This is a genomic window from Acidovorax sp. SUPP1855, from assembly GCF_030158955.1.
GTDB lineage: Bacteria > Pseudomonadota > Gammaproteobacteria > Burkholderiales > Burkholderiaceae_C > Paracidovorax.
Genome location: NZ_BQXI01000047.1, coordinates 1 through 21500 on the forward strand (window position 1 = coordinate 1; position 21500 = coordinate 21500).

Below are 21500 nucleotides of genomic sequence, written 5' to 3' on the forward strand. Positions count from 1 at the left end.
CTTGTGTTGGCGCGAGGCCTCAGCGAACAGGTCGAACTTCAGGGCGCTACGGGGAGTGATCATGGCAAAGGATGGAGCACGCGTTCTCGATCAACAAGGGACCGGATGGGTTTTGAGAGGTTCCCTATAGTGTATTGGAAAGCGGCATGATAACAGTTGCAAACAGTGTTGCTGTGCCTGCTACTGACAGCGCGGCAACTACTACCCTGCTGTCTTTCCAATCGCTGGGTATATTTGATAAGGTTGAGCGACGCTGGGATGGTTTGACTTGGGGTGGTTTCATCGACTTCTCCATAGCACTACTGCCTGTTTTCTGCATTCTGCCGTAGCTCTCACCGACTATCCCTAACTAGGATGTTCCATCGTTGTCAACTCAAGCACCCCTTCTTTAGGTCAGCGCCCGCTCAGAACGTCGCCTTCACCCCCACCTTCAGGCTGCGCCCCGGCAGCGGCGACTTCGGGAACGCGGTGGTCGTCAGGATCGACGTGGCGCTGTAGGCCAGCTTGTCGGTGATGTTATCGAGCCGCGCGTACCACAGCAGGTTGCTGCGCGTGGCGCCGAACTGCACTTGCTGGTGGTAGCCCACCGAGGCGTTCCACAGCGTGTAGGCGCCGGTGGTGCGGGTGCCGTCGCTGGGCACGCGGTCCTGGGCGGCCAGGTGGTCAAAGCCCACGCCGGCGCGCCACGGGCCGCTGGCCCAGGCCAGCGTGCTGCCCAGGCGCAGCGGCGCGATGCGCGGCAGCGGCTCGCCCGTGTCCTCGTTGGTGGCGCGCACGAGGTCGCCACGCAACTGCAGGTCGAGCGTCGATGCCGTGTCGCCGAACAATGTGGCGCCGGCCAGCCCGCTCTCGCCCACCAGGCGCACGCTGCCGCTCGCCTCCAGGCCGTAAAACTTGGCGCGCACGCCCTGGTAGCGGTACTCGGGCAGCGCACCGTCCGTGCCGGCGGGCACGCGCTCGCCGTCTTCCGTCAGGCTGGCGCCCGTGGGCGTGAGGCCGATGTAGTTGGAGAACCGGCTGTAGAACGCGGTGACGGCGAATCGCTGGGGCCCGCTCTTCCAGGCGGCGCCCACGTCGATGCTGGTCGCCTTCTCCAGGCCCAGGCGGCTGTCGCCCGTCTCCCAGGCGCCGGTGGCGATGTGCGGGCCGTTGGCGAACAGCTCGTAGTCCTTGGGTGCGCGCTGGGTGTACGACAGGTTGGAGGTCAGCTGCCAGTCGGGTGCCAGGTTCACGAGCGCGCCCACCGCCGCGCTGTGGGGGTGGAAGGTGTGCTTGCCGGTGTCGAGGCGGTCGGTGTCGGCGCTGCCGAACGATTCCACGCTCACCTGCTCAGTGCGGGCGCCGAAGGTCAGCTTGCCCCAGCCTGTGGCCAGTTCCTCGTGCGCGAACAGTGCGGTGGACCGGCTGCGGCTGTAGGGCGCGAAGGCCTCTTCGCCCACCGCCGAGAAGCGCGACGATTCGGCCTGCAGGCCGATCACGCCCTGCAGCGCGCCCAGCGGCGCGTGCTTCGCCTCCAGCCGCAGGTCGTTGCCCCGGTTGCGGAAGGTGGTGCCGGCCTCGCCGCCCTCGAATTCGGTGTGCACGTAGTCGGTGTGGCTGGCCTGCATCTTGATGCTTTGCAGCGGGCCCGCGTCGATACGCCACTCGCCGTCCAGCGCGTAGCGGTTGGAGCGCATGCCGATGGTCACGTCGTCCTCGGCCACGGTGCCGTAGTCGTTGCGGTAGGTGCTGGCCGAGGCGCCCAGGTAGCCGCGGTCGAAGAACACCGTGCCGCCCACCGCGCCGCCGCGCGTGTGGCTGGCGGAGTTGCAGATGCGGCGCGCCAGGCCCGGCGAGCCGGGCTTTTCGCAGGCCAGGTCGGCCGGGGCGCGCACGTCGTCGGTGTCGCGGTCGAACACGTCCACGTGCAGCGCATAGCGGTCGTTGCCGCCCTCCACCATGGCGCCGCCCGAGCGCTCGCCATTGCCCGTGGCGGCGGCCGCCTCGGCCTTGCCGGCCACGCCGTTGATGGGCTCGCGGGGGATGCGGTTGTCGATCACGTTGACCACGCCGCCCACGGCGCTGCCGCCGTACAGCAGCGCCGCCGGGCCGCGCAGGACCTCGATGCGTTCGGTCACCAGCGCCTCGGTGGGCACGGCATGGTCGAAGCTCAGGGCCGAGGCGTCCAGCGTGGCGCCGCTGTTTTGCAGGATGCGGATGCGGTCGCCGTCCAGGCCCCGGATGATGGGGCGGCTGGCGTTGGGGCCGAAGTAGGTGCTGCTCACGCCCGGCAGGCCGTCCAGCGTCTCGCCCAGGGTGGACTGGGTGCGCAGGGTGAGTGCATCGCCCGACAGCTGCGCGGCCGGCGCGACCACGGTGGCGGCACCCAGCGGGTTGCCGGTGACGGTCACCTCGGGCAGGCGCGCGGTAGGCGTGGGCGTGGATGCGCTGGCAGCCGGGATGCCCGTGGGTGCGGGTTCGGCAGGTGCCTGGGCGATGGCGGCGGCCGACTGGGCATGCACGGCCGGCACCAGGCCGGGGCCACCCAGCGCAAGGAGTGCGGCCCAGGCCAGGGGGCGCAACGTGGCACGGCGCGAAGCGGCGGTTCGGGGGGCGCGCACGGTGGAGGTGTGGGAGTTCATGGACAAAGGCTTCACGAAAAAAGAGAGCGGCGGCCCGCACGCGCGGCTCCATCCGCGCCCGCCCGGACCACGCCCAGGCTGGCGGGACGGCCCCATCGCTGTGCAGGCAGTCAGGCCAAAAAGTGCCACCAGCGCATATTCATCTAGGGCAGGTAGCTATCAAAAAAGGAGTAGCCCCGTATGGCGGCCGGTGGCCGCAGGGGGCCGCGCTTCAGCCCTGTGTAGGGGGCGCGCGGGCGAGAAAGGCCGAACGCTGGCGCGTGCCGGTGTGCGAGGGGTGCTCCGGCAGCGGTGCCTGCGCGGCGCCGTGGGCCGCCGGCAGCACCAGGGCCGCCAGCAGCGCGCCGCCGAGCAGCAGCTGGTCCAGCAACTGGCAGTCGGCGCCATGGTGGCCGGCGAACAACGCGTGGAGTGCGTCGCCGCCCTGCCCTGGCCGCGCATCGGGCGCCGTGGGCGCCGTGGCATGGTGCGCCACGCCCGCCGGCCAGGAGACGGAAGCCGAGGCGAGGCCCGACGCCCCGCCGTGCACCACCTGGTGCATGCGGCCGAGCAACGGCGCCAGCAGCAGCGCGAACGCGATCCACCAGACGGCGATGCATCGGCGGTGCGGCAGTGTCTGCGGGCGCGCGGGTGTCATGGGGAAGGTGGGGGCGGCGGGTCGGGGCGCTGTGTCAGCGAAGCGCTCGCATCACGGGACGGGCCTGGCGTCGACCATGCGGTAGAACAGGCCGTACTCGTCGTTGCGCAGCGTCTCGAAGCGGCCCTCGACCACCACGGGTTCGAGCGAATACGTGACGGGGGACGAGGCCTTCACCTCGACCATGCTCTCCGGCCCGCCGGGAATGCAGAAGGCGCAGGTGAGCGGCACCGAGGTGAGCAAAAAGTGCCGCTGCTGCGGCTTGGCCGTCATGGGCACCATGAAGCCCTGCACGCGCTGCACGGTTTGGTTCAGCGCCTTCTGTTCGGGGTTGAAGACCGGCTCGATGCGGGTCTTGAGGGTTTTCTTTTGCAGGTTGGTCAGCGTGGACCAGGGGACCACGTCGCTGCGCGTGGGCAGCGGCTTGATCGGGCTTTGCGGGCTGTGGTAGCCCGCGCCGGTGCCCGGGGGCAGCCCACCGCCGCCCAGCGGGGACGACAGCGCCGCGCCGGCACCGTCCGGCGCCTGCGCGCCGGCCACGCCGCAGGCCAGCAGGCAGGCGAATGCGAGGGGGATGGCTTTCATGCGGGGGTCCTCAAAAAGGCGGCGAACGGCGGCCGGGCGCCCTGCCCGGCCGGTGCGATTGTCGCAGCGCCCCGCCGGGCAGGGGCGCATGCGACGGATCGAATCGCGATCAATGCTGGTGCTTCATGCCGCAGAACTTGCCGATCGCCAGGCCCTTGCACGCCGCCTGCAGTTCCTTCTCGCAGGTGTCGTGGCCCTTGCCGGATTCCAGGCACTTGGCGGCGGCCTCGTGCGCGGCGGCCATGGCGCGGTGGCGCTGGATGTCGGCCCGGGTATCGGCGTCGGAATGCTGCTGCGCCTGGGCGGCAACGGCGGCCAGCAGCAAGAGCGGCGTGAGCGCCAGGGCGCGGAGTCGGGAGGTGGCGGTCATGGAAGAAGTCCTTTCAGGGAGGTGGGTGACAAAAACAGGGGAAAGGGTTCGGGGCCGTCCAGGCATCGAGGCATCCAGGCATTCCAGGTCAGGGCCGCGCCAGCAGGTCGGCCACGTCCACCCGGTACGCCTGCACGGCCGGCAGCAGCGCCGCCACCACCGCCACGGCCACCGCGAGGCCGGGCACGGCCCATTCCTCGGGCAGCCACAGCGCGCCGGTGACGGGCATGGCGTTCTGCGCCTGCAGCATCCAGCCCACCACGGCCGCCAGCGCATGGCCGGCGGCCAGGCCCAGGGCCGAGGCGATCAGCGCCAGCCACAGCGCCTCGGCCAGCAGCAGGCCGCCCACGCGCGCGGGCGAGGCGCCAAGCATGCGCAGCATGGCCAGGTCGGCGCGGCGTTCGCGCACGGCGTTCCACAGCGCGATGAAGACGCTCAAAGCCGCCACGCCCAGCAGCACCGCGCCGAAGGCCTGCAGCACGTCGGCGCCCACGCCCAGCAGGCGCAGCAGGCGCGTCACCTCGACGGCGGGCGCGGCGGCCTGCATGGGGGTATTGGCATTGATGTAGCGCGGCAGGGTCACGGCCGCGAGCGGGCTGCGGTAGCGCACCAGCGCCAGCGTCACCTCGCGCTCCTGGCGCAGCGCTTCCAGGTCGTCGGGGTCGTCGGCCTGCGCGCTTTCGTGCACCTTCCACACGGATTCGGTGGCGGTGAGCACCAGCCGGTCCAGCACGCAGCCGCAGGGCGCGAGCACGCCCGCCACGGTGTAGGGATGGTCGCCGTGCGCGTGCCCGCCGCCGGCCAGGCCATGGCTGCCCACGAACCGCCGGCCCAGCAGCGCGTCGCCCTGCCCCGGCGCGGCATCCTGCGCGGCGCTGGCCATGGCGCGCGCCACCGTTGCGCCCAGCACGGCCTCCATGGGCTGCTGCCACAGGCGGCCCTGGGCCAGCGCTGCGCCGTAGTGCGCGGGGTACTGGGGTGTGGTGCCCACGATGCGGTAGCCGGAGAAGCTGTCGCCCAGGCTCAGCGGAATGGCCTCGGCCACCAGCGGCTGGCGGGCCAGCGCCTCGAAGTCGGCCAGGGCGATGTTGCCGGGCGGCACGTCGATGTGGAACACGCCCGCCAGGATCAACTGCAGCGGGCTGCCCTTGGCGCCCACCACCAGGTCGATGCCCTGCACGTCGCGCTCGAACGCCTGGTCGATCTGGCGGCTGACCAGCAGCACCAGCGTGACCGCGGCGAGGCCGAGCGCGAGCAGCAGCAGGTTGAGCGCGGCTGGCAGCGGGCGCGACCACAGGTAGCGCCACGAAAGGCCCAGGACGTTTGCTATATTTTTCATAGCGATATGCCCTAGGGTTGATTGCCCTGCAGGCCGATTTCATTCAGATCCAGGCGCTGGGCGCCCGGCCGGTCCGCCAGGGCCTGCGCCGCGCGCCGGTCGTGCGTGGCGACCACCAGGCTGGCGCCGCACGCCTCGGCGCAGGCCGTGAGCAGCGCCAGCGCATCGGCGGCGGCTTCGTCGTCCAGGCTGGCGGTGGGCTCGTCGGCCAGCAGCACCCGGGGCGACAGCAGCACGGCGCGCGCCAGGGCCACGCGCTGCGCCTGCCCGCCCGACAGTTGATGCGGCCGGCGGCCCGCCAGGTCGGCCACGCCCAGGCGGTCGAGCGCGGCGTGGATGGCGGCGGCATCGCGCGGCAGCCCGGCGGCGAAGTACGGCAGCGCGAGGTTTTCGGCCACGGTGAGCGCGGCGCTCAGGTGCAGGGTCTGCGGCACGAAGCCGATGTGGCGCGCCCGCCAGGCATCGCGCGCCGCGCCGCTCAGGCGGTCCAGCGCTTGGCCCGCCACCTCCACCGTGCCGGCGCTCGCGCGGCGCAGCCCGGCCACCAGGGCCAGCCAGGTCGATTTGCCCGAGCCGGAGCGGCCCTGCAGCAGCAGACAGCCGCCCTGCGGCAGGTCCACATCAGGAAACTGCAGCGGTGCGGTGCCGGCGTGGGCGAAGGCCAGCGCCTGCGTGCGGATCACTCGCCGTCCCCGGGGTGCGCGGTTTGCGCGCACACGGCGCACCGGCCCCGCACGGCGATGTCCAGCGCCAGGCGGTCGTGGCCGGCCGAGGCCAGGGCCTTCAGCATCTGGCGCGCGGCCGCCTGCAGCGGGGCCGCGCCCTCGGTCACAGGAAACTGCCGGTGGCAGTCGTTGCACTCGAAATGTGGCGCGGCCGGCTCGCTCTTGTGGCTCACCAGGGTGTAGCGGGCCACGCGCTGGGCATCGATGTGCCGGCGCATCAACCCGGCGCTGGCCAGCCGGTCCAGCACCCGGTAGACCGTGACGCGGTTGACCACCACGCCCCGCCGGGCCAGGGCGGATTCCACCTCCGCGCCGGACACTGCGACGGAGGGCTGCGAGGACATCAGCGCCAGCAGCGCGCGCGTGGCGCGGGTGGAACGCAGGCCGGGCGGCAGGGCGCGGGGCGCGGACGGATCGGGGTGGGGAGAACGGGGCATGGCGGGCGGCCGGCGGCGCGCGCAAAAGGCGCCGGGGATGGCTTGGTAACGCAAACGGGTTGCATTATGGCAGCTTTGACCGGACCGCCCTTCCCGTTCGGCCGTCTGGCAGGTGGCCCGCTGGCCCCACCCGGCCGCTACGGCGCCTGCCCGTCCTGCAGTTTCCGGAGCTGGCGCCGCAGCCGCACGTTGTCCAGGCTGAGGGCCAACCAGGAGAGGCCGAAGAGTCCGTAGAACACCGCCTCCCCGAAAAATGCGAAGGCCAGCCAGGACGCACCCGCGCACGCCAATGCCGTCACCAGCAGGTACGCGCCGTCCTTGAAAGAAGAAGATGGGGCCATGGAGATCACCTCGCCCGCGACAGGCTCTGGGGGGACAGCGCCAGGGTCATGCGCCCCGCATGCCGGCGCTGGTAGATCTGCGGGTGGGTCTGCAGCACCGTGCCCACCTGCGGGTTGAGAAAGCCGTGGCGCGACGCGTAGAACAGCACGTCCGACAGCCCGGTGCCGCCCGAGATCACTCGCCCGGTGGCCACGGCCGCGCTGCCCACCGCCGCCCCGGCGAAGTAGGCCACGCCCAATGCCCCCAGCATGGCCAGGCGCTCGGGCAGCGTGCCGGCGACGACCAGCTCGCCCACCGTCACCCGCGGCCCGTGCACACGGGCGGCGTCCACCAGGGTCTTGATCGTGCCCACGATCAACGCGTAATTCGGGAACGCGGTGGCCGGCACGGGAATCCCGAGCGCCTCCATGTTCTCCCGCCAATAGTCCAGCCACCGGGGTTCATTCTCTGCACCTGCCGACACGGTTCGACCTCCGCCTGAGTCCTTGTTTTGACAGGGCGCAAGTCTAGATAGAAATCGAAGGATTTTGCTGATGAATTATGTAACTATTGGTTGAATCAATGGCCCGCGACCGCAGGCCACCGGGGCGCCGCCGGCTCAGTCCGGCTTCAGGAACCGGGTGAACGTCTTGCGGAATTTCTCCACCTTGGGCCCCACCACGAAGGCGCAGTAGCCCTGGCCGGGGTGGTTCAGAAAGTAGTCCTGATGGTAATCCTCGGCCGGCCAGTAGCCCTTGAGCGGCACCACCTCGGTCACGATCGGGGCGCCGAAGAGCTTGTCCTGCGACATCTGCCGCACCATCGCCTCGGCTTCGCTTTGGTGCTCGGGGGTCTCGGTGTAGATGCCGCTGCGGTACTGCGTGCCCACGTCGTTGCCTTGGCGGTTCAGCGTGGTGGGGTCGTGCGTGGCGAAGAAGATCTCCAGCAGGTCGCGCAGCGCGATCACCGCGGGGTCGAAGGTCAGCCGCACCACCTCGGCATGGCCGGTGGTGCCGGTGCAGACGTCCTCGTACGTGGGGTTGGGTTCGCGGCCATTGGCGTAGCCGCTTTCCACGTCGGTCACGCCGCGAACGCGGTCGAACACGGCTTCGGTGCACCAGAAGCAGCCGCCGCCCAGGGTGATGGTTTGCAGTGTCATGGGATGGTCTTACAGGGTAGGAGTGGCGATCGGGCCATTATGGAAGTCCCACCGCGTTGACGCTGCTCTGCGGGATTGCTACATTACTAACCAGTCAGTCATTAATTATGAATTCGTCCCCCTCCCCCGCCCCCCCGCCGTCCACCGAGGCCTCCAAGCGCGAGCGCCGCAAGGAGGCACGGCCGGGCGAACTGCTGGACGCCGCGCTGGAGCTCTTCGTCGAGAAGGGCTACGCCGCCACCAAGGTGGACGAGGTCGCGGCCCGCGCCGGGGTGTCCAAGGGCACGCTGTTCCTGTACTTCCCCAGCAAGGAAGACCTTTTCAAGGAGGTGGTGCGCCAGAACATCGGCCGCCATTTCCCCGAATGGGACCTGGAGATCGACCAGTACCCCCACAGCACCGCCGAGCTGCTGCGCTACGCCTACCAGCTGTGGTGGGAACGCATCGGCGCCACGCCCGCCTCCGGCATCACCAAGCTGATGCTCGGCGAATCCAACAACTTTCACGACATCGTGGCGTTCTACCGCAACGAAGTGGTCGAGCCCGGCCAGCGGCTCATCGGCCGCATCCTGCAGCGCGGTGTGGACCGGGGCGAGTTCCGCGTGCCCGACATGGATTGCGGCATCCACGTCGTGCTGGCGCCGCTCATCTTCATGACGATGTGGAAGCACTCCACCGCCTGCATGCCCGACCTGGAGCGGCTCACACCCGAGCGCTTCATCGCCGCGCAGGTGGACAACCTCCTTTGTGGGCTCTGCGTGCCGGTGGCCGCGCCGCCCGCGGCCCCTAAAATCGAGGGTTGACCCGATCCACGATCCCGCCCGGAGTAACCCCATGAACATGCCCCTGAACACGTCCGCCAACATCAGCGATCCCATCCTGCAGGCCCGCTACAACATGATCGAGCAGCAGATCCGCCCTTGGAACGTGCTGGACACCGACGTGCTGGACCTGCTGTCCGTGGTTCGCCGCGAGGAATTCGTGCCGCCCGCCTACCGCAGCATGGCGTTCATGGACATGGAGATCCCCCTCAACGCCTCCAACGAACTGGCCCAGCGCCTGGGCCAGTGCATGCTGGCCCCGCGCGTGGAAGCCCGCCTGCTGCAGGACCTGCAGGTCAAGCCGACCGACCGGGTGCTGGAGATCGGCGCCGGCTCGGGCTACATGGCGGCCCTGCTGGCCCATCGCGCCGCGCAGGTCCTGGCGCTGGAGATCGAGCCCGATCTGGTCGAATTCGCCCGCGAGAACCTGCGCAGCGCCGGCGTCCTGAACGCCGAGGTGCGACAGGCCGATGGCGCCCAGGGTGCGGCGGAGCAAGGCCCCTTCGACGTGATCGTGCTCAGCGGCTCGGTGAGCGACGTGCCGCAGGCCCTGCTGTCGCAACTGAGCGAAGGCGGACGGCTCGCCGCCATCGTGGGCCAGGAGCCGATGATGCGCGCCACGTTCATCCGCCGCATCGGCGACCGTTTCGAGACCACGCAACCGTGGGACACCATCGCCCCGCGCCTGCTGCACTTCCCCGAGCCATCGCGCTTCACCTTCTGATCCCCTTTCGTCTTTCTCAGGAATCCGCATGATCGACCACGTCCGCCCCGCCCAGCTCACCGAGTGGCTCGCCGCCACCCCCGTCGGTGCCCGCCCGCTGGTGCTGGACGTGCGCGAGCCGTGGGAGCTGCAGACCGCGAGCGTCGCCGCCGAGGACGGGTTCGATGTGGCCGCCATCCCGATGGGCGAGTTGCCCTCGCGCCTGGCCGAACTGGACCGCGATCGCCCCACCGCCTGCCTGTGCCACCACGGCGTGCGCAGCCTGCGCGTGGCGAACTACCTCGACCAGCAGGGCTTCGACCGCGTGGCCAACATCAGCGGCGGCATCGATGCCTGGTCGCACGAGCGCGACGCGGCGGTCCCCCGGTACTGATCGATCCCCGTGGCCGCGGCATCGGGCCCGGCAGCGTGGGGCGCCACGCCTTCCTTTTCCTGAAAGACGTTCATGACGACCTTGCTTCGGTGCATTCCCTTGTCCCTGGCCGTGGCCGCTGCGCTCGCCAGTTTCGGCGCGCAGGCCCAGAGCCTGTCCCAGCTGGTGGAGATGGCGCGCGGCTATGACGCGCCCTTCCAGGCCGCCAAGGCGCAGTACGACGCCGCCGGCAGCCGCGCCGAGCAGGCCCGGGCCGGGTTGCTGCCCAGCGCCGGCCTCTCCGCCGGGGCCAACTACGCCAAGACGGAAGTCAATCGCCCGCCGGTGGACCTGAGCGCCCCCAGCCAGAGTGTGGGCCTCACCGCCTCGCAGCCGCTGTACCGCCCGGCCAACCGCATCACCTTCGAGCAGGGCCAGCGCGGCATCGACATCGCGCAGGCCCAACTCGAAGGCGTGGCGCAGGACCTCATCGTGCGGGTCAGCCAGGCGTATTTCGACGTACTGGCCGCGCGCGACACCCTCACCTTCGTGCAGGCCCAGAAAGCCGCAGTGGCCGAGCAACTGGCATCGGCCAAGCGCAACTTCGAGGTGGGCACCTCCACCGTGACCGATTCACGCGAGGCGCAGGCGCGCTTCGATCTGGTCGTCGCCCAGGAGATCGCCGCCGACAACGACCTGCGCGTGAAGCAACTGGCGCTCGACCAGGTGGTGGGCCGCCCCGGCGTGGCGCCGCAGCCGCTGGCCCAGCCCGTGCAGTTGCCCGAGGTCGCCCCCGCCGACGTGGGCACCTGGGTGCGCTCGGCTGAAGAACTGCAGCCGCAGGTGCGCCAGGCCGCCATCGCGCTCGACGTGGCCCGCCTGGAGACGAAGAAGGCCGAAACCGGCCACCTGCCCACCGTGGACCTGCAGGCCGGCTACAGTGTCTCGCGCAACCCCAAAGGCACGCCGACCATTCCCAACGTCAACTCCCGCACCAACAACACCACCGTGGGTGTGCAGCTCACGCTGCCGCTGTTCGCGGGGTTTTCGGTGCAGAACCGCGTGAAGGAAACCCTGTCGCTCGAAGACAAGGCGCTGGCCGACCTGGACAACGCCCGCCGCACCGTGGCGCAGGCCACGCGCGCCGCGTTCTACGGCGTGCAGTCCGGCCAGGGCCAGGTGCGCGCCCTGGAGGCGGCCGAAGCCTCCAGCCAGAGCGCGCTGGAGGCCAACCAGCTGGGCTACCAGGTGGGCGTGCGCATCAACATCGACGTGCTCAACTCCCAAAGCCAGCTCTACCAGACCAAGCGCGACCTCGCCCAGGCGCGCTACAACGTGCTGCTGGGCACGCTCAAGCTGCGCCAGGCGGCAGGCACGCTGTCGCAGGACGATCTGCTGGCCATTGATGCGCTGACGGTGCGCTGAGAGCGCTGCCGGCCCTTGGCCCGTCCACCGTCTGCATCCTGCCATTGCGACTGTTGAAAGGCAGCTGCCGAGCCTGGGACACTGGCGTTCGAAGGCATCGGCGGTGCCGCCCCCACCATTGAGAAAATATGACTTTTCTGCTTCGACCCAACGCCGCGTGCTGTGGCACCGACCGCGCTGCGCATCGACAACGTGCCTGGCGGAACGCACCATGGGTGGATCCCCGGCGTTTGAACGGTCTGCATCTGCGTTCACCGGGCGGTCGGCTGTCCGGCCTGCCACGAACACCTTGGTGCGTGCCGAATGAAGCCCGTGGCTGAGCCGCTCCCCGCCGCACACCGCTGGTGGCTGGGCGCGTTGCTGGCCGTGTCCCTGGCGGTGCTGGCACTGTGCGTCACCCATCCGCCACGCTGGGAGACCAATGACGACGTCGGCATGGCGATGGTGGCGCACGGCTACGGCATGGCCGCCAGCGGCTCGCCGAACCTGATTTTTTCCAATGTGGTCTGGGGCCACATCGTGCGCCTCATCCCTTCGCTGGGCGGCATCAGCGGCTATGTGGTGGCGACGTTCGCGGTTCTCGTTTCGGTCGGCACGGCCGTGCTGTACGGCCTGCGGAGCCTCGGACACGGCTGGTGGCTGGGGGGAAGCGTGGTCGTTTTCCTGCTGGTCCGGCCGTTGCTGCTCCCCCAGTTCACGGTCAATGCGGGCTTGATGGCGGTTGCCGCCGTCATCTGCTTGAACATGTACGCCCAGGCGAGACAGATGCCGGTGCTTTGGCTGAGCGTCGGCCTGCTGTTTCTCAGCGCCATGGTGCGCAGCCATGAATGCATGCTAGTCATGCTGGTCGCCCTGCCCCTGTTGCCCTGGCGTGCGCTGGCACGAGGCCACGCGCCACGCTGGGCTTTCGCCGTGCTCGCCCTGGCCCTGCTGGCTGCCGCATGGCTGGACTGGCAGGCCTACAGGGCGCCGGAGTGGAAGGATTTCAACGACCTGAACCTGGTGCGGGCGGCATTCACCGATTTCGGCGCCGGACAACATCTCATCACCCGTCCCGAGATCCTGGACCGGCACGGCTACACGGCCAACGACCTGGCTTTGGTGGGCAACTGGTTCTTCTCCGACCCGCGCCTGGCCGACCCCATGGCCTTGAAAGCCATGCTGGCCGATGTCGGCTTTTTGGCGCTGCGCACCAATGCGCTGGCCTCGGGCTGGGAAGGAATCCGCGCGCTGTGGCAGCCGGATCTTCGGGTCTCGCTGGCCGCAGCGTTCTTGCTGGGCCTGCTGCTGCCGAATCGCAAGGTGGCCGCCACTTGGTTGCTGTGCATCGCGGCCGTATTCATGATGGGGCTGCTCGGCCGGCCTGGCGTCCTGCGCGTGTATGTGCCGCTGATGGCCCTGCTGGCCGTCGCGCCGTTGCTCTTCAACGATGCTGAGCGCCATCGGCGGCGCCCCGTCGTCTTCGCCACGGTGATGGTGGCTGCCGTATTGAGCGCCTGGATGGCCGTCGGCTTGTGGCAAGCCTTGCAGCACAAGGACGAACAGGCGCGCAGAGAACTGGATTCGCTGCCGTCGGGATCGATTGTGGTCTGGGGCGCCGCCTTCCCGTTCGAGGCGGTCTACCCGCCGTTCAGCAATGCCGCCGTGCGTGAGCGATACCGGTTGTATTCGCTGGGTGCGTTCACCTTGGTTCCCGATACCGTCGCGCGGCAGGAGGACCAGGCCGGACGCGGTTTCGTCAGCCTGCTGCAGCGCAAGGAAGGGGTGGCCATCTTTTCCTTCGATTCGCATCTAAGCTGGCTGGACGTGTACTGCAGCCAGCGTCTGCACGGGGTGCCGGAGCAATTGCAGACATGGCGGTCTGGCGGCCAACTGGCCAGCCGCCGCCGGTGTACCGCAGTGCCATGACCGGAGGCCATCCCATCCCGTATCGGGGCCCACGTTGGTGCAGTGAATCTGCCGAAATGCGTTCGGCAGTGTGTTTTCAAGCCGGGCGCTTCGATCGCTGATAGATGGCATGGACCTCGTCTCGTGGCGGCAGTTCGCTGAAAAACGGGTCACGCAACAGTTCTTAGGCACTGGGGCGCTCGTCCAGCCGCCTGGTGACCATGCGGTTGAAGAACTGCACGATGCCCTCCTTGCTTTGTGCCGGCAAAGTCTTCAACGCATCCATGAATGGAAATGTCTCTACCGAGGAGGCATTGCTGAGGCCGATCAGCCCCATCGCGCGGGCCGGCGTTTTCAGGAAATGCACGAGCAACTGGGCCACGCTGTAAACGTCGCGCTTGTGGTGGCTGGCTGATGGCCGCATTTCGAAGTAGCCCGCAGTGCCCAATTGGCTGGGTTCGCCCTCCTCGCGGCCCAGACCCATGTCGATCAGCCGGAACATCTTCTGGTGCTCGTCGTAGATGACGTTGTTGTGCGAGATGTCCTGGTGCACCAAGCCTTCGTCGGCAAACCGGGAAGCCCCGATCAGGACGTCCGCCACCATCTGCCGCCCGAGGGCCAGGTAGTCCAGCGGCCTGATGAACCCCTGGTCCAGGGCGTGGCGGGATCGGTCGATCACCTGGTGGACCGCGGGGCCTTCGATCTTCTCCAGCAAGATCCCGAACAGGGCGTCGATCTGAATCAAGCCATACACCCGCATCACCTGGGCGGTTTCTCCGAGGGATGCGGCGACCTGGAATTCCTTGTAGATCTTGGCTTTCTCCTGTTCGATCGCGTCGGCCAGGCTGTTGGCGCCCTCTGGCAGCGTGTCGAAAAACTTGCGCGACATCGGGTGGCCGGGGTCGGTGCACAGCATCGCCTTGAACACGAAGTCCCGCCCGCAGTCCTTGCCCTCGCGCCAGAAGTTCTCGGCCAGTCGCACGGCGTAGGCCACCCCAGAGGCACCCACGCCGAGCCGCTGCATGCCATGCGCGGCCTGAGGCAATCCCTCGCACGAGGGCTCCAGCGCAATGGCGGCAAACCCATTGCTGATTTCCGCTGCACCCGGTTTCAATGCGGCCAGTCTTTCCATCCGTTCCGGCATGCCGCCCTGCTGGCTCAACTCGTTCACCAGACGCGGGCTGAGCACCACGCCAGGGCTGGTCGAACGCCTCATGCTCTGCAACCTTCGCTCCTTTCCCAGGGCGCTGAGCGCGTTCCATGGATCCGAAGTCCGATGGCGGGAAACCGGCGTGGGCGGGTCCAGCAGGGAGGCAAGGATCGAGGGCGGGCTGGGAAACGCCTTATCGCCCGGGCTGGACCGGGGCGTCGACAACGGGCTGCCGCTCCCCGGCAACGAGCGGGGGCTGAACCCCCCGGCCATGCGGTTGCCGAGCGCGGGAAGCTGCGCATTGAACCGCAACCCCTCCCCGGCCCGCTCGCCCAGCTTCAGCCGTCTTCGCTCCAGCAGGAGCGACGCGTGGCCGGCCTTGGGGGCAGGAAGACTGCGGTTCGTTGGCGGCTGTGGCGTCTGGCTGTCGGATCTCCGGGTGTCCTCCACGCCCTTGGGGGCGCTTCCCGTTGAGGGTGGGGTGATCATGCTGGGCGCGTGCTGGAAGTTGGATGCGGCAAAGGGCAACACTAAATACCAGCCGTTGAACTGTCAGGTGCGCTGGTGCGAAGCCATGCGCAGATGGCCGAATCCACCCCTCCATGTGCCATTGCGCCTCAGGCACCCAAGGGCCGGCCGAAGCGCCAGGCGTGTTTGGCGGGCGGTCAGGCCCGCCCTTCGGTATCGGCCTGCGGCGGAGCGGGCAACGCGGGCCGCCTGCGCTGCCAGCGTTCCTGCAAGCCCACGACCAGCACGAAGAAGACCGGCACGAACAGCACCGCCAGCACCGTGGCGGTGACGATGCCGCCGAACACCCCGGTGCCGATGGCGTGCTGGGTTTCCTGGCTGGCGCCGGTCGCCAGCATCAGCGGAACGACGCCCAGCGCGAACGCCAGCGAGGTCATCAGGATGGGCCGCAGCCGCAGCCGCGCCGCCGTCACGGCCGCATCGACCAGCCCGTGGCCCTGCTCGCGCAACTGCTTGGCGAACTCGACGATCAGGATGGCATTCTTCGCCGACAGCCCGATCACCGTGATCAGTCCCACCTTGAAGAACACGTCGTTGGGCAGCCCGCGCAGCAGCACGGCCGCCACAGCACCGATCAAGCCCAGCGGCACCACCAGCATCACGGCCGCAGGAATCGACCAGCTTTCGTACAGGGCGGCCAGCACCAGGAACACCACCAGCATCGACAGCGCCATCAGCAGCGGCGCCTGCGCGGCCGACTGGCGCTCCTGCAGGGATTGCCCGGTCCAGGCGATGGCGAATCCGGGCGGCAGCTGCCGGGCCAGGCGCTCCATTTCCGCCATCGCGGCGCCGCTGGAGACGCCCGGCGCGGCGCTGCCCGACAGGCGCGCGGCAGGGTAGCCCTGGTAGCGGGCCAGTTGCAGCGGCGTTTCGGTCCACACCGGCGTCACCACCTCGCCCAGCCGTGCCATGCCACCGCCGGCGCTGGGCACGGGCAGTTTCAACACGTCGCCGAGCTGCATGCGCGCCTTGGCATCGGCTTGCACGATCACCTGCTGCATGCGCCCCCGGTTGGGAAAGTCGTTCACATACAGCGAGCCCAAGGCCGCCGAGAGGGTGTCGCTGATCGCGGAAAACGGCACGCCCAGCGCCGCGGCCTTCTGGCGGTCGATGTCCAGGCGCACGCTCGCACCCGGGGGCAATCCGTCGGCATACACGCTGGCCAGCAGCGGGCTGCCGGAGGCCAGCGCGATGAGCCGCGCCTCGGCCGCCTTGAGGGCCGCATGCCCCTGGTGGGAGCGGTCCAGCAGCCGCATCGTGAAGCCGGACGACGTGCCCAGCTCGTCGATGGCCGGCGGCATCAGGCTCATCACCGTGCCCTCCCTGGTGTGGGCCATGGCCTGCTGGGCGCGCGAGACCTCGTCCTGCGCGGTGGCTCCGTCCCGCTGGGGCCAGTCCTTGAGCATGGTGAACGCCAGTGCCGAATTGGGCCCCGAGCCGGAGAAGCCGAAGCCGATCACCGTCTGGTTGGTGGCAATGCCGGGCCGCGCGGCGACATGCGCCTCGTAGTCCTTGACCACGTCCAGCGTGCGCTCCATGGTGGCGTCGGCCGGCAGTTGGAAGGATGTCATGAAGTACCCCTGGTCCTCCTCTGGCAGGAAGGCCGAAGGCAGCCGCACGAACGCCCAGCCCAACAGGGCCACGATGGCCAGGAAGCCCACCATCACGCGGGCCGGCCGGCGCAGCAGACCGCCGACCTGCCTGCCGTAGGCATCGGTCAGGCGGGCGAAACGCCGGTTGAAGCCGCCGAAGAAGCCGCGCTTTTCGTGGTGACCGGCCTGCACAGGCTTGAGCAGCGTGGCGCACAGGGCAGGCGTGAGGCTCAGCGCAAGGAATGCGGAGATGAGGATGGAGGTCGCCATCGACAGTGCGAACTGCTGGTAGATGGCCCCCACGGAGCCGCTGGCGAACGCCATGGGAATGAACACGGCCGTCAGCACCAGGGTGATGCCCACCACGGCGCCCGTGATCTCGCGCATGGCCTTGGCGGTGGCCTCCTGGGGGCCCAGGCCCTCGGCCGCCATCAGCCGCTCCACGTTCTCCACCACCACGATCGCGTCGTCCACGATGATGCCGATGGCCAGCACCATGCCGAACATCGTCAGCACGTTGATGGAAAAGCCCGCCACCTGCATGACCGCGAAGGTGCCCAGCAAGGCGATGGGTGCCACGATGGCCGGAATGAGCGTGTAGCGGACGTCCTGCAGGAACACGAACATCACGATGAACACCAGCGCCATGGCCTCCAGCAGCGTGTGCAGCACTTTCTCGATCGAGATCTTCACGAAGGGCGCCGTGTCGAAGGGCGTCGTGTAGCGCATGCCGGCCGGCAGCGCGCGGCCCAGCTCCGCCAGGCGTTGGTGCACGGCTTCGGCGGTGCGCACGGCGTTGGCGCCCGGCGAAAGCTGCACCGCGGCCCCGGCCGACGCCCTGCCGTCGTCGCGGGTGGCGAAGCCGTACGACTGCGCCCCCAGCTCGACACGCGCCACATCGCCCAGGACCACCCCGGAGCCGTCGCGGTTCGAACGCAGCACCACGGCGGCGAACTGCTCGGGCGTGGACAACTGGCCCTGCACCGTCAGCGGAATGGTCACGCGCTGGCCGGGAAGGCTGGGTGAATCGCCCACGCGGCCGGGTGCGATCTGTGCGTTCTGCTGGGACAGCGCGGTGGACAGGTCGTTCATCGACAGCCCATATGAAATGAGCTTGTCCGGATCCACCCAGATGCGCATGGCCTGCTCCGCCCCGAAAAGCTGGACCCGGCCCACGCCTTCGATGCGGCGCAGCTCCTCCACGCCGTTGCGCGCGAGATAGTCGCTCAGCGCCAGCTCGCCATGGCGGCCGTCCTCGGACACGAGGCTCACGATCAGCAGAAAGCTGGACGTGGCCGATTCGACGGTCACGCCGTTCTGGCGCACGGTCTGGGGCAGGCGCGACTCGATCGCCTTGAGCCGGTTCTGCACATCGACCTGCGCCAGCTCCGGGTTCGTGCCCGGCTTGAAGGTGGCCGAGATCTGTGCCGAGCCCGAGGTGTCCACCGACGACTCGAAATACAGCAGGTTCTTGACGCTGGAAAGCTCCCGCTCGATCAGGCTGACGACCGAGTCGTTCATGGCCTGCGGTGTCGCACCCGGGTACGTGGCATACACGGTGACCGCGGGCGGCGCCACCGAGGGGTAGCGGGCGATCGGTAGTTGCGGCAGCGCGATCAGGCCCAGCAGGACGATGAACGCGGCCACCACCCAGGCGAACACCGGCCGCCGAATGAAAAATTGGGGCATCTGTGACTCCCTGCCCGCTCAATGCGCGCCGGCACGCAAGGCCGATGCCGATACCGACGGCTGCCAAGGCTTCGGTGCGACCTGCGCACCGGCGGTAAGTCGCTCGATGCCTTCGACCACCACGCGCTGGCCGGGCTCCAGCCCGCTTCGGACGCGGTAGTCCGGCCCGATGGCCTCTCCCAGCTGCACCTCGGCAGGCTGGGCGACATCGCCCTCTTGCACCCGCCATACCTGCGCCCTGCCCTCCACGCGTTGCACGGCCTGCTGGGGCACCAGCAAGGCATCGGCGTACTGGCTTTTCACGACTTCCGCGCGCACGAACATGCCCGGCAGCAACTGGCGCTCGGGGTTGTCCACCTGGATGCGCAGCAGCACGTCGCCCGTGCCCGGGTCCACCTGGAGGGCGGAAAACAGGATCCGGCCGTGCAGGGCATAGGACTGCCCGTCGGCCCGCAGGATGCGGACGGGCAGGCGCGCGCCACCGGCCCGCAGCGCCTCCAGTGCCGACGCCTGCTGGCGAACATCCACATAGACCTTGTCGATCTGCTGGATGCGGGCCATGGGCGTGGCGTCGGTCGCCCCCACCAGTGCGCCTTCGGTGACGAGCGCCTGGTCGATGCGACCCGCAATGGGCGCATCGATCCGGGCGAACCGCAGGTCCAGGCGACGGCGCGCCAGCACTGCCTCGGCCTGGGCGACCTCTGCGGCGGCCTGGTCGCGCTGCGAGGCGGCGTCGTCGTAATCCTGGCGGCTGACCGCGCCCTCGCGCATCAGCGGCTCCAGCCGGGCCGTCTGGGCCTGCGCACGCCGCCATGCGGCCTGGGTGCGCTGCAAGGCGGCCGCGGCCATGTCCGCATCGGCCTGGAACGGGGCCGGATTGATCTGAAAGAGCGGCTGTCCGGCCGCGATGTCCGCGCCCTGCTCGAAGAGCCGGCGCTGGACGATGCCACCCACCTGCGCACGGATCTCCGCCGAGCGGACAGCCGCCACGCGGCCGGCAAGCGCCTCGCGCACGGTGACCGCCTCGGGCTTCAGGGCCAGCACCGTGACCTGTACAGGCTCTGCCGCCGCCCTCTTCTCGGCCGGTTTGCACGCCACCAACCCGGCGGCCAGCGCGCAACCCAGTCCCAGGGCGCCCCATCCTCGCATCGTCATCTTTCGGTCCTTCACTTGCATTCATGGCAGACGCGGCAGCGCCAGCAGGGACGCGATTCTGGAGAAGCCGCATCCGTTTTTTCTGGACGAAACATGGAACCAAAATGGAGAGAAAAAACAGTGGGCGAAGCCGGCACAATCCGGGCCATGACCGACACCCACCCGTCACCCGCCGATCCCGCGAGCGCAGGCGCACTCGTCCTGGTGGCGGAAGACGAAACGGAAATCGCCGAGATCCTGTGCGCCTACCTGCGCCGCAGCGGCTTGCGGGTCGTGCATGCCATGAACGGCCGCAGCGCGCTGGACCTGCACCTGTCGCTCAAGCCGGATCTGGTGCTGCTGGACGTGCAGATGCCGCGGGTGAGCGGCTGGCAGATCCTGTCGGAGCTGCGCCACCGGGGCGACACGCCCGTGATCATGCTCACCGCCCTGGACCAGGACATCGACAAGCTCATGGGCCTGCGCCTGGGAGCGGACGATTACGTCGTCAAGCCGTTCAACCCGGCGGAGGTGGTGGCGCGTGTGCAGGCCGTGCTGCGCCGCACGGCCCACCAGGACGGACGCCGGGCCCAGAAGATCCTGCGGGTGGGCACGTTCCAGATCGATCCGGAGACCCTGGAGGCCAGCGTGCTGGTGGACGGCCAGCGGCAGTCCCTGGACCTGACGCTGACCGAATTCAATCTGCTGGCGCACATGGCGCGTGCACCCAAGAGGGTGTTCAGCCGCGCGGAACTGCTCGCGGCCTGCCTGCCGGAAAGCGATGCGCTGGAGCGCACGGTGGACAGCCACATCAGCAAGCTGCGAAAGAAGCTGGAGCTGATCTCGCTGGAAGGCGTGCCGGCAAGCGTGCGGGGTGTCGGCTATCGGCTGGGGATCGCGGCATGACCGCGGCATACGGCCTGCGCCGCCAGCTGGTCGTCTCCCTGGCAGTGATGGCGATCGGCATCGCCCTGCTGTTCCTGCTGGGCTCCTATGCGCTCTTCGCCCTGTTGATGGCGTTCTCGCCTTCCAGCATTTCGGATGACCTCACGCCCTCGCCCATCGAAGCGATGTGGATGCTCTGCACCGTGCTCGTCGCCCTCGTGCTGGCGGTGGTCACAGCGGTCAAGCTCTCGCGCCGCATCGTGGTGCCGCTGAACTCGGTGGCCGAAAGCCTGCGCCGGATTGCCGAAGGCGACCTGTCGGCCCGGGCGACCACCGACGACCACTCGCTGGGCGAAACGGCGCAACTGGTGCGGGACTTCAACAGCATGGCGGAAAGGCTGCAGCACATGGCGCAGCAGCGGGCCTTCTGGAATGCCGCCATTGCCCATGAATTGCGCACCCCGGTGACGATCCTTCGCGGCCGCCTGCAAGGCATGACGGAAGGGGTGTTCGAGCCCACGCCGACGCAGTTCCAGGGCCTGCTGAAAAACGTCGAGGGCCTGGGCCGGCTGATCGAAGACCTGCGCCTGCTCGGCCTCAAGGACAGCGGCCACCTGGAACTGCACCTGGAGCTGGCCGATCTGGCGGCCGAGGTCGGCGCGGTGGCACAGGCCTTCGAGCCGCAGTTGCGCGCGGCCGGCTTCGAGTTGACCCTGGATCTGAATCCCCAGGAGGTGCTGTGCGACCCGGTGCGAATCCGCCAGGCGCTGTTGGCCTTGCTGGAGAATGCGCTGCGCCATGCCACGCCAGGGCCCATGCGCATCCGCCACTGGGTGGAGGGCGAGATGTGCCATCTGTGCGTGGAAGACAGCGGCCCCGGCCTGAATGCCGACGACGCAGCCCGCCTGTTCGATGCCTTCCAGCGCGGAGAGGCATCGCGCGGCCCATCTTCCGGCAGCGGCCTCGGGCTGGCCGTGGTGCAGGCCATCGCCCAGGCCCATGAGGGACAGGCGAGCTGGGCGCCCTCTCGCCTGGGCGGATCGGCCTTTGCATTGCAGTGGCCCGTTTGACACCCGGACCGGCCTGCACGCCCCGCCCCGGAAATACCAGGCGCCCCGA

The 21500-nt window shown here is 69.1% G+C and carries 20 protein-coding genes; 7 read left to right on the forward strand and 13 right to left on the reverse strand.

The features are described from left to right. Nucleotides 1-404: 404 nt before the first annotated feature. The 10 genes from AVMA1855_RS24540 to msrA all read right to left on the reverse strand — a co-directional run bounded on the left by AVMA1855_RS24540 (nt 405) and on the right by msrA (nt 8194). Nucleotides 405-2621 carry a TonB-dependent receptor gene (locus tag AVMA1855_RS24540; RefSeq protein ID WP_284427696.1) on the reverse strand — a complete coding sequence of 739 codons (2217 nt, stop codon included), beginning with the start codon at nt 2619-2621 and terminating at the stop codon, nt 405-407. Between the two features lie 211 nt (nt 2622-2832). Beyond that, nucleotides 2833-3258: a hypothetical protein gene (locus AVMA1855_RS24545; RefSeq protein ID WP_284427697.1), complete on the reverse strand. Its 426-nt coding sequence runs from the start codon at nt 3256-3258 to the stop codon at nt 2833-2835. 51 nt (nt 3259-3309) lie between these two features. Then, the gene (locus AVMA1855_RS24550) at nt 3310-3843 is read right to left on the reverse strand and encodes a DUF3299 domain-containing protein (protein ID WP_284427698.1); all 534 of its coding nucleotides are present in this window, start codon (nt 3841-3843) and stop codon (nt 3310-3312) included. Nucleotides 3844-3952: 109 nt separating this feature from the next. Continuing rightward, nucleotides 3953-4213, reverse strand: a complete 261-nt coding sequence (locus AVMA1855_RS24555) for a hypothetical protein (protein WP_284427699.1) — start codon at nt 4211-4213, stop codon at nt 3953-3955. A gap of 88 nt (nt 4214-4301) precedes the next feature. Then, nucleotides 4302-5552, reverse strand: coding sequence for an FtsX-like permease family protein (locus AVMA1855_RS24560; protein WP_284427700.1), 1251 nt, complete (start codon nt 5550-5552; stop codon nt 4302-4304). An 11-nt stretch (nt 5553-5563) separates the two neighbouring features. Then, a complete protein-coding gene (locus AVMA1855_RS24565) occupies nt 5564-6235 on the reverse strand; it encodes an ABC transporter ATP-binding protein (RefSeq protein WP_284427701.1) in 672 nt (223 codons plus the stop codon). Further along, complete coding sequence (locus AVMA1855_RS24570; RefSeq protein WP_284427702.1) at nt 6232-6714, reverse strand: Fur family transcriptional regulator; 483 nt, start codon at nt 6712-6714, stop codon at nt 6232-6234. The genes AVMA1855_RS24565 and AVMA1855_RS24570 overlap by 4 nt, the downstream gene beginning before the upstream one ends. Before the next feature lie 137 nt (nt 6715-6851). Continuing rightward, nucleotides 6852-7055 (reverse strand): hypothetical protein, encoded by a 204-nt coding sequence (locus AVMA1855_RS24575; RefSeq protein WP_284404168.1) that lies wholly within the window; start codon nt 7053-7055, stop codon nt 6852-6854. Nucleotides 7056-7060: 5 nt separating this feature from the next. Further along, nucleotides 7061-7519 (reverse strand): hypothetical protein, encoded by a 459-nt coding sequence (locus tag AVMA1855_RS24580; RefSeq protein ID WP_284401968.1) that lies wholly within the window; start codon nt 7517-7519, stop codon nt 7061-7063. A 135-nt stretch (nt 7520-7654) separates the two neighbouring features. Next, entirely contained in the window at nt 7655-8194 is a 540-nt protein-coding gene (gene msrA, locus AVMA1855_RS24585) for a peptide-methionine (S)-S-oxide reductase MsrA (protein WP_284404166.1), read from the reverse strand. Nucleotides 8195-8301: 107 nt separating this feature from the next. On the opposite strand from msrA, the gene AVMA1855_RS24590 reads away from it, so the two are divergent. The 5 genes from AVMA1855_RS24590 to AVMA1855_RS24610 all read left to right on the forward strand — a co-directional run bounded on the left by AVMA1855_RS24590 (nt 8302) and on the right by AVMA1855_RS24610 (nt 13424). Beyond that, nucleotides 8302-8997, forward strand: coding sequence for a TetR/AcrR family transcriptional regulator (locus tag AVMA1855_RS24590; protein WP_284427703.1), 696 nt, complete (start codon nt 8302-8304; stop codon nt 8995-8997). A gap of 31 nt (nt 8998-9028) precedes the next feature. Then, nucleotides 9029-9739 (forward strand): protein-L-isoaspartate O-methyltransferase family protein, encoded by a 711-nt coding sequence (locus AVMA1855_RS24595; RefSeq protein WP_284427704.1) that lies wholly within the window; start codon nt 9029-9031, stop codon nt 9737-9739. 28 nt (nt 9740-9767) lie between these two features. Then, nucleotides 9768-10112 carry a rhodanese-like domain-containing protein gene (locus tag AVMA1855_RS24600; protein ID WP_284427705.1) on the forward strand — a complete coding sequence of 115 codons (345 nt, stop codon included), beginning with the start codon at nt 9768-9770 and terminating at the stop codon, nt 10110-10112. 72 nt (nt 10113-10184) lie between these two features. Next, nucleotides 10185-11516, forward strand: a complete 1332-nt coding sequence (locus AVMA1855_RS24605) for a TolC family outer membrane protein (protein ID WP_284401959.1) — start codon at nt 10185-10187, stop codon at nt 11514-11516. Nucleotides 11517-11873: 357 nt separating this feature from the next. Beyond that, nucleotides 11874-13424, forward strand: a complete 1551-nt coding sequence (locus AVMA1855_RS24610; protein WP_284427706.1) for a hypothetical protein — start codon at nt 11874-11876, stop codon at nt 13422-13424. 163 nt (nt 13425-13587) lie between these two features. On the opposite strand, the gene xopAU is transcribed toward AVMA1855_RS24610, so the two are convergent. The 3 genes from xopAU to AVMA1855_RS24625 form a co-directional block, all read right to left on the reverse strand. Continuing rightward, complete coding sequence (xopAU, locus tag AVMA1855_RS24615; protein WP_284427707.1) at nt 13588-15042, reverse strand: XopAU family type III secretion system effector serine/threonine kinase; 1455 nt, start codon at nt 15040-15042, stop codon at nt 13588-13590. Nucleotides 15043-15218: 176 nt separating this feature from the next. Next, a complete protein-coding gene (locus AVMA1855_RS24620; protein WP_284427708.1) occupies nt 15219-18362 on the reverse strand; it encodes a multidrug efflux RND transporter permease subunit in 3144 nt (1047 codons plus the stop codon). An 18-nt stretch (nt 18363-18380) separates the two neighbouring features. Continuing rightward, a complete protein-coding gene (locus AVMA1855_RS24625) occupies nt 18381-19517 on the reverse strand; it encodes an efflux RND transporter periplasmic adaptor subunit (RefSeq protein ID WP_284427709.1) in 1137 nt (378 codons plus the stop codon). 147 nt (nt 19518-19664) lie between these two features. Between AVMA1855_RS24625 and AVMA1855_RS24630 the strand changes: the two genes are divergently transcribed. Further along, a complete protein-coding gene (locus AVMA1855_RS24630) occupies nt 19665-20402 on the forward strand; it encodes a response regulator (protein ID WP_284427710.1) in 738 nt (245 codons plus the stop codon). Continuing rightward, the gene (locus tag AVMA1855_RS24635) at nt 20399-21451 is read left to right on the forward strand and encodes an ATP-binding protein (protein WP_284413132.1); all 1053 of its coding nucleotides are present in this window, start codon (nt 20399-20401) and stop codon (nt 21449-21451) included. The genes AVMA1855_RS24630 and AVMA1855_RS24635 overlap by 4 nt, the downstream gene beginning before the upstream one ends. Nucleotides 21452-21500: the final 49 nt, after the last annotated feature.

Excerpts from the sequence above, each read along its gene's own strand:
- AVMA1855_RS24540 (WP_284427696.1), bottom strand. The coding sequence starts at position 2,621 with ATGAACTCCCACACCTCCACCGTGCGCGCCCCCCGAACCGCCGCTTCG.
- AVMA1855_RS24545 (WP_284427697.1), bottom strand. The coding sequence starts at position 3,258 with ATGACACCCGCGCGCCCGCAGACACTGCCGCACCGCCGATGCATCGCC.
- AVMA1855_RS24550 (WP_284427698.1), bottom strand. The coding sequence starts at position 3,843 with ATGAAAGCCATCCCCCTCGCATTCGCCTGCCTGCTGGCCTGCGGCGTG.
- AVMA1855_RS24555 (WP_284427699.1), bottom strand. The coding sequence starts at position 4,213 with ATGACCGCCACCTCCCGACTCCGCGCCCTGGCGCTCACGCCGCTCTTG.
- AVMA1855_RS24560 (WP_284427700.1), bottom strand. The coding sequence starts at position 5,552 with ATGAAAAATATAGCAAACGTCCTGGGCCTTTCGTGGCGCTACCTGTGG.
- AVMA1855_RS24570 (WP_284427702.1), bottom strand. The coding sequence starts at position 6,714 with ATGCCCCGTTCTCCCCACCCCGATCCGTCCGCGCCCCGCGCCCTGCCG.
- AVMA1855_RS24575 (WP_284404168.1), bottom strand. The coding sequence starts at position 7,055 with ATGGCCCCATCTTCTTCTTTCAAGGACGGCGCGTACCTGCTGGTGACG.
- msrA (WP_284404166.1), bottom strand. The coding sequence starts at position 8,194 with ATGACACTGCAAACCATCACCCTGGGCGGCGGCTGCTTCTGGTGCACC.
- AVMA1855_RS24590 (WP_284427703.1), top strand. The coding sequence starts at position 8,302 with ATGAATTCGTCCCCCTCCCCCGCCCCCCCGCCGTCCACCGAGGCCTCC.
- AVMA1855_RS24595 (WP_284427704.1), top strand. The coding sequence starts at position 9,029 with ATGAACATGCCCCTGAACACGTCCGCCAACATCAGCGATCCCATCCTG.
- AVMA1855_RS24600 (WP_284427705.1), top strand. The coding sequence starts at position 9,768 with ATGATCGACCACGTCCGCCCCGCCCAGCTCACCGAGTGGCTCGCCGCC.
- AVMA1855_RS24605 (WP_284401959.1), top strand. The coding sequence starts at position 10,185 with ATGACGACCTTGCTTCGGTGCATTCCCTTGTCCCTGGCCGTGGCCGCT.
- xopAU (WP_284427707.1), bottom strand. The coding sequence starts at position 15,042 with ATGATCACCCCACCCTCAACGGGAAGCGCCCCCAAGGGCGTGGAGGAC.
- AVMA1855_RS24620 (WP_284427708.1), bottom strand. The coding sequence starts at position 18,362 with ATGCCCCAATTTTTCATTCGGCGGCCGGTGTTCGCCTGGGTGGTGGCC.
- AVMA1855_RS24625 (WP_284427709.1), bottom strand. The coding sequence starts at position 19,517 with ATGACGATGCGAGGATGGGGCGCCCTGGGACTGGGTTGCGCGCTGGCC.
- AVMA1855_RS24630 (WP_284427710.1), top strand. The coding sequence starts at position 19,665 with ATGACCGACACCCACCCGTCACCCGCCGATCCCGCGAGCGCAGGCGCA.
- AVMA1855_RS24635 (WP_284413132.1), top strand. The coding sequence starts at position 20,399 with ATGACCGCGGCATACGGCCTGCGCCGCCAGCTGGTCGTCTCCCTGGCA.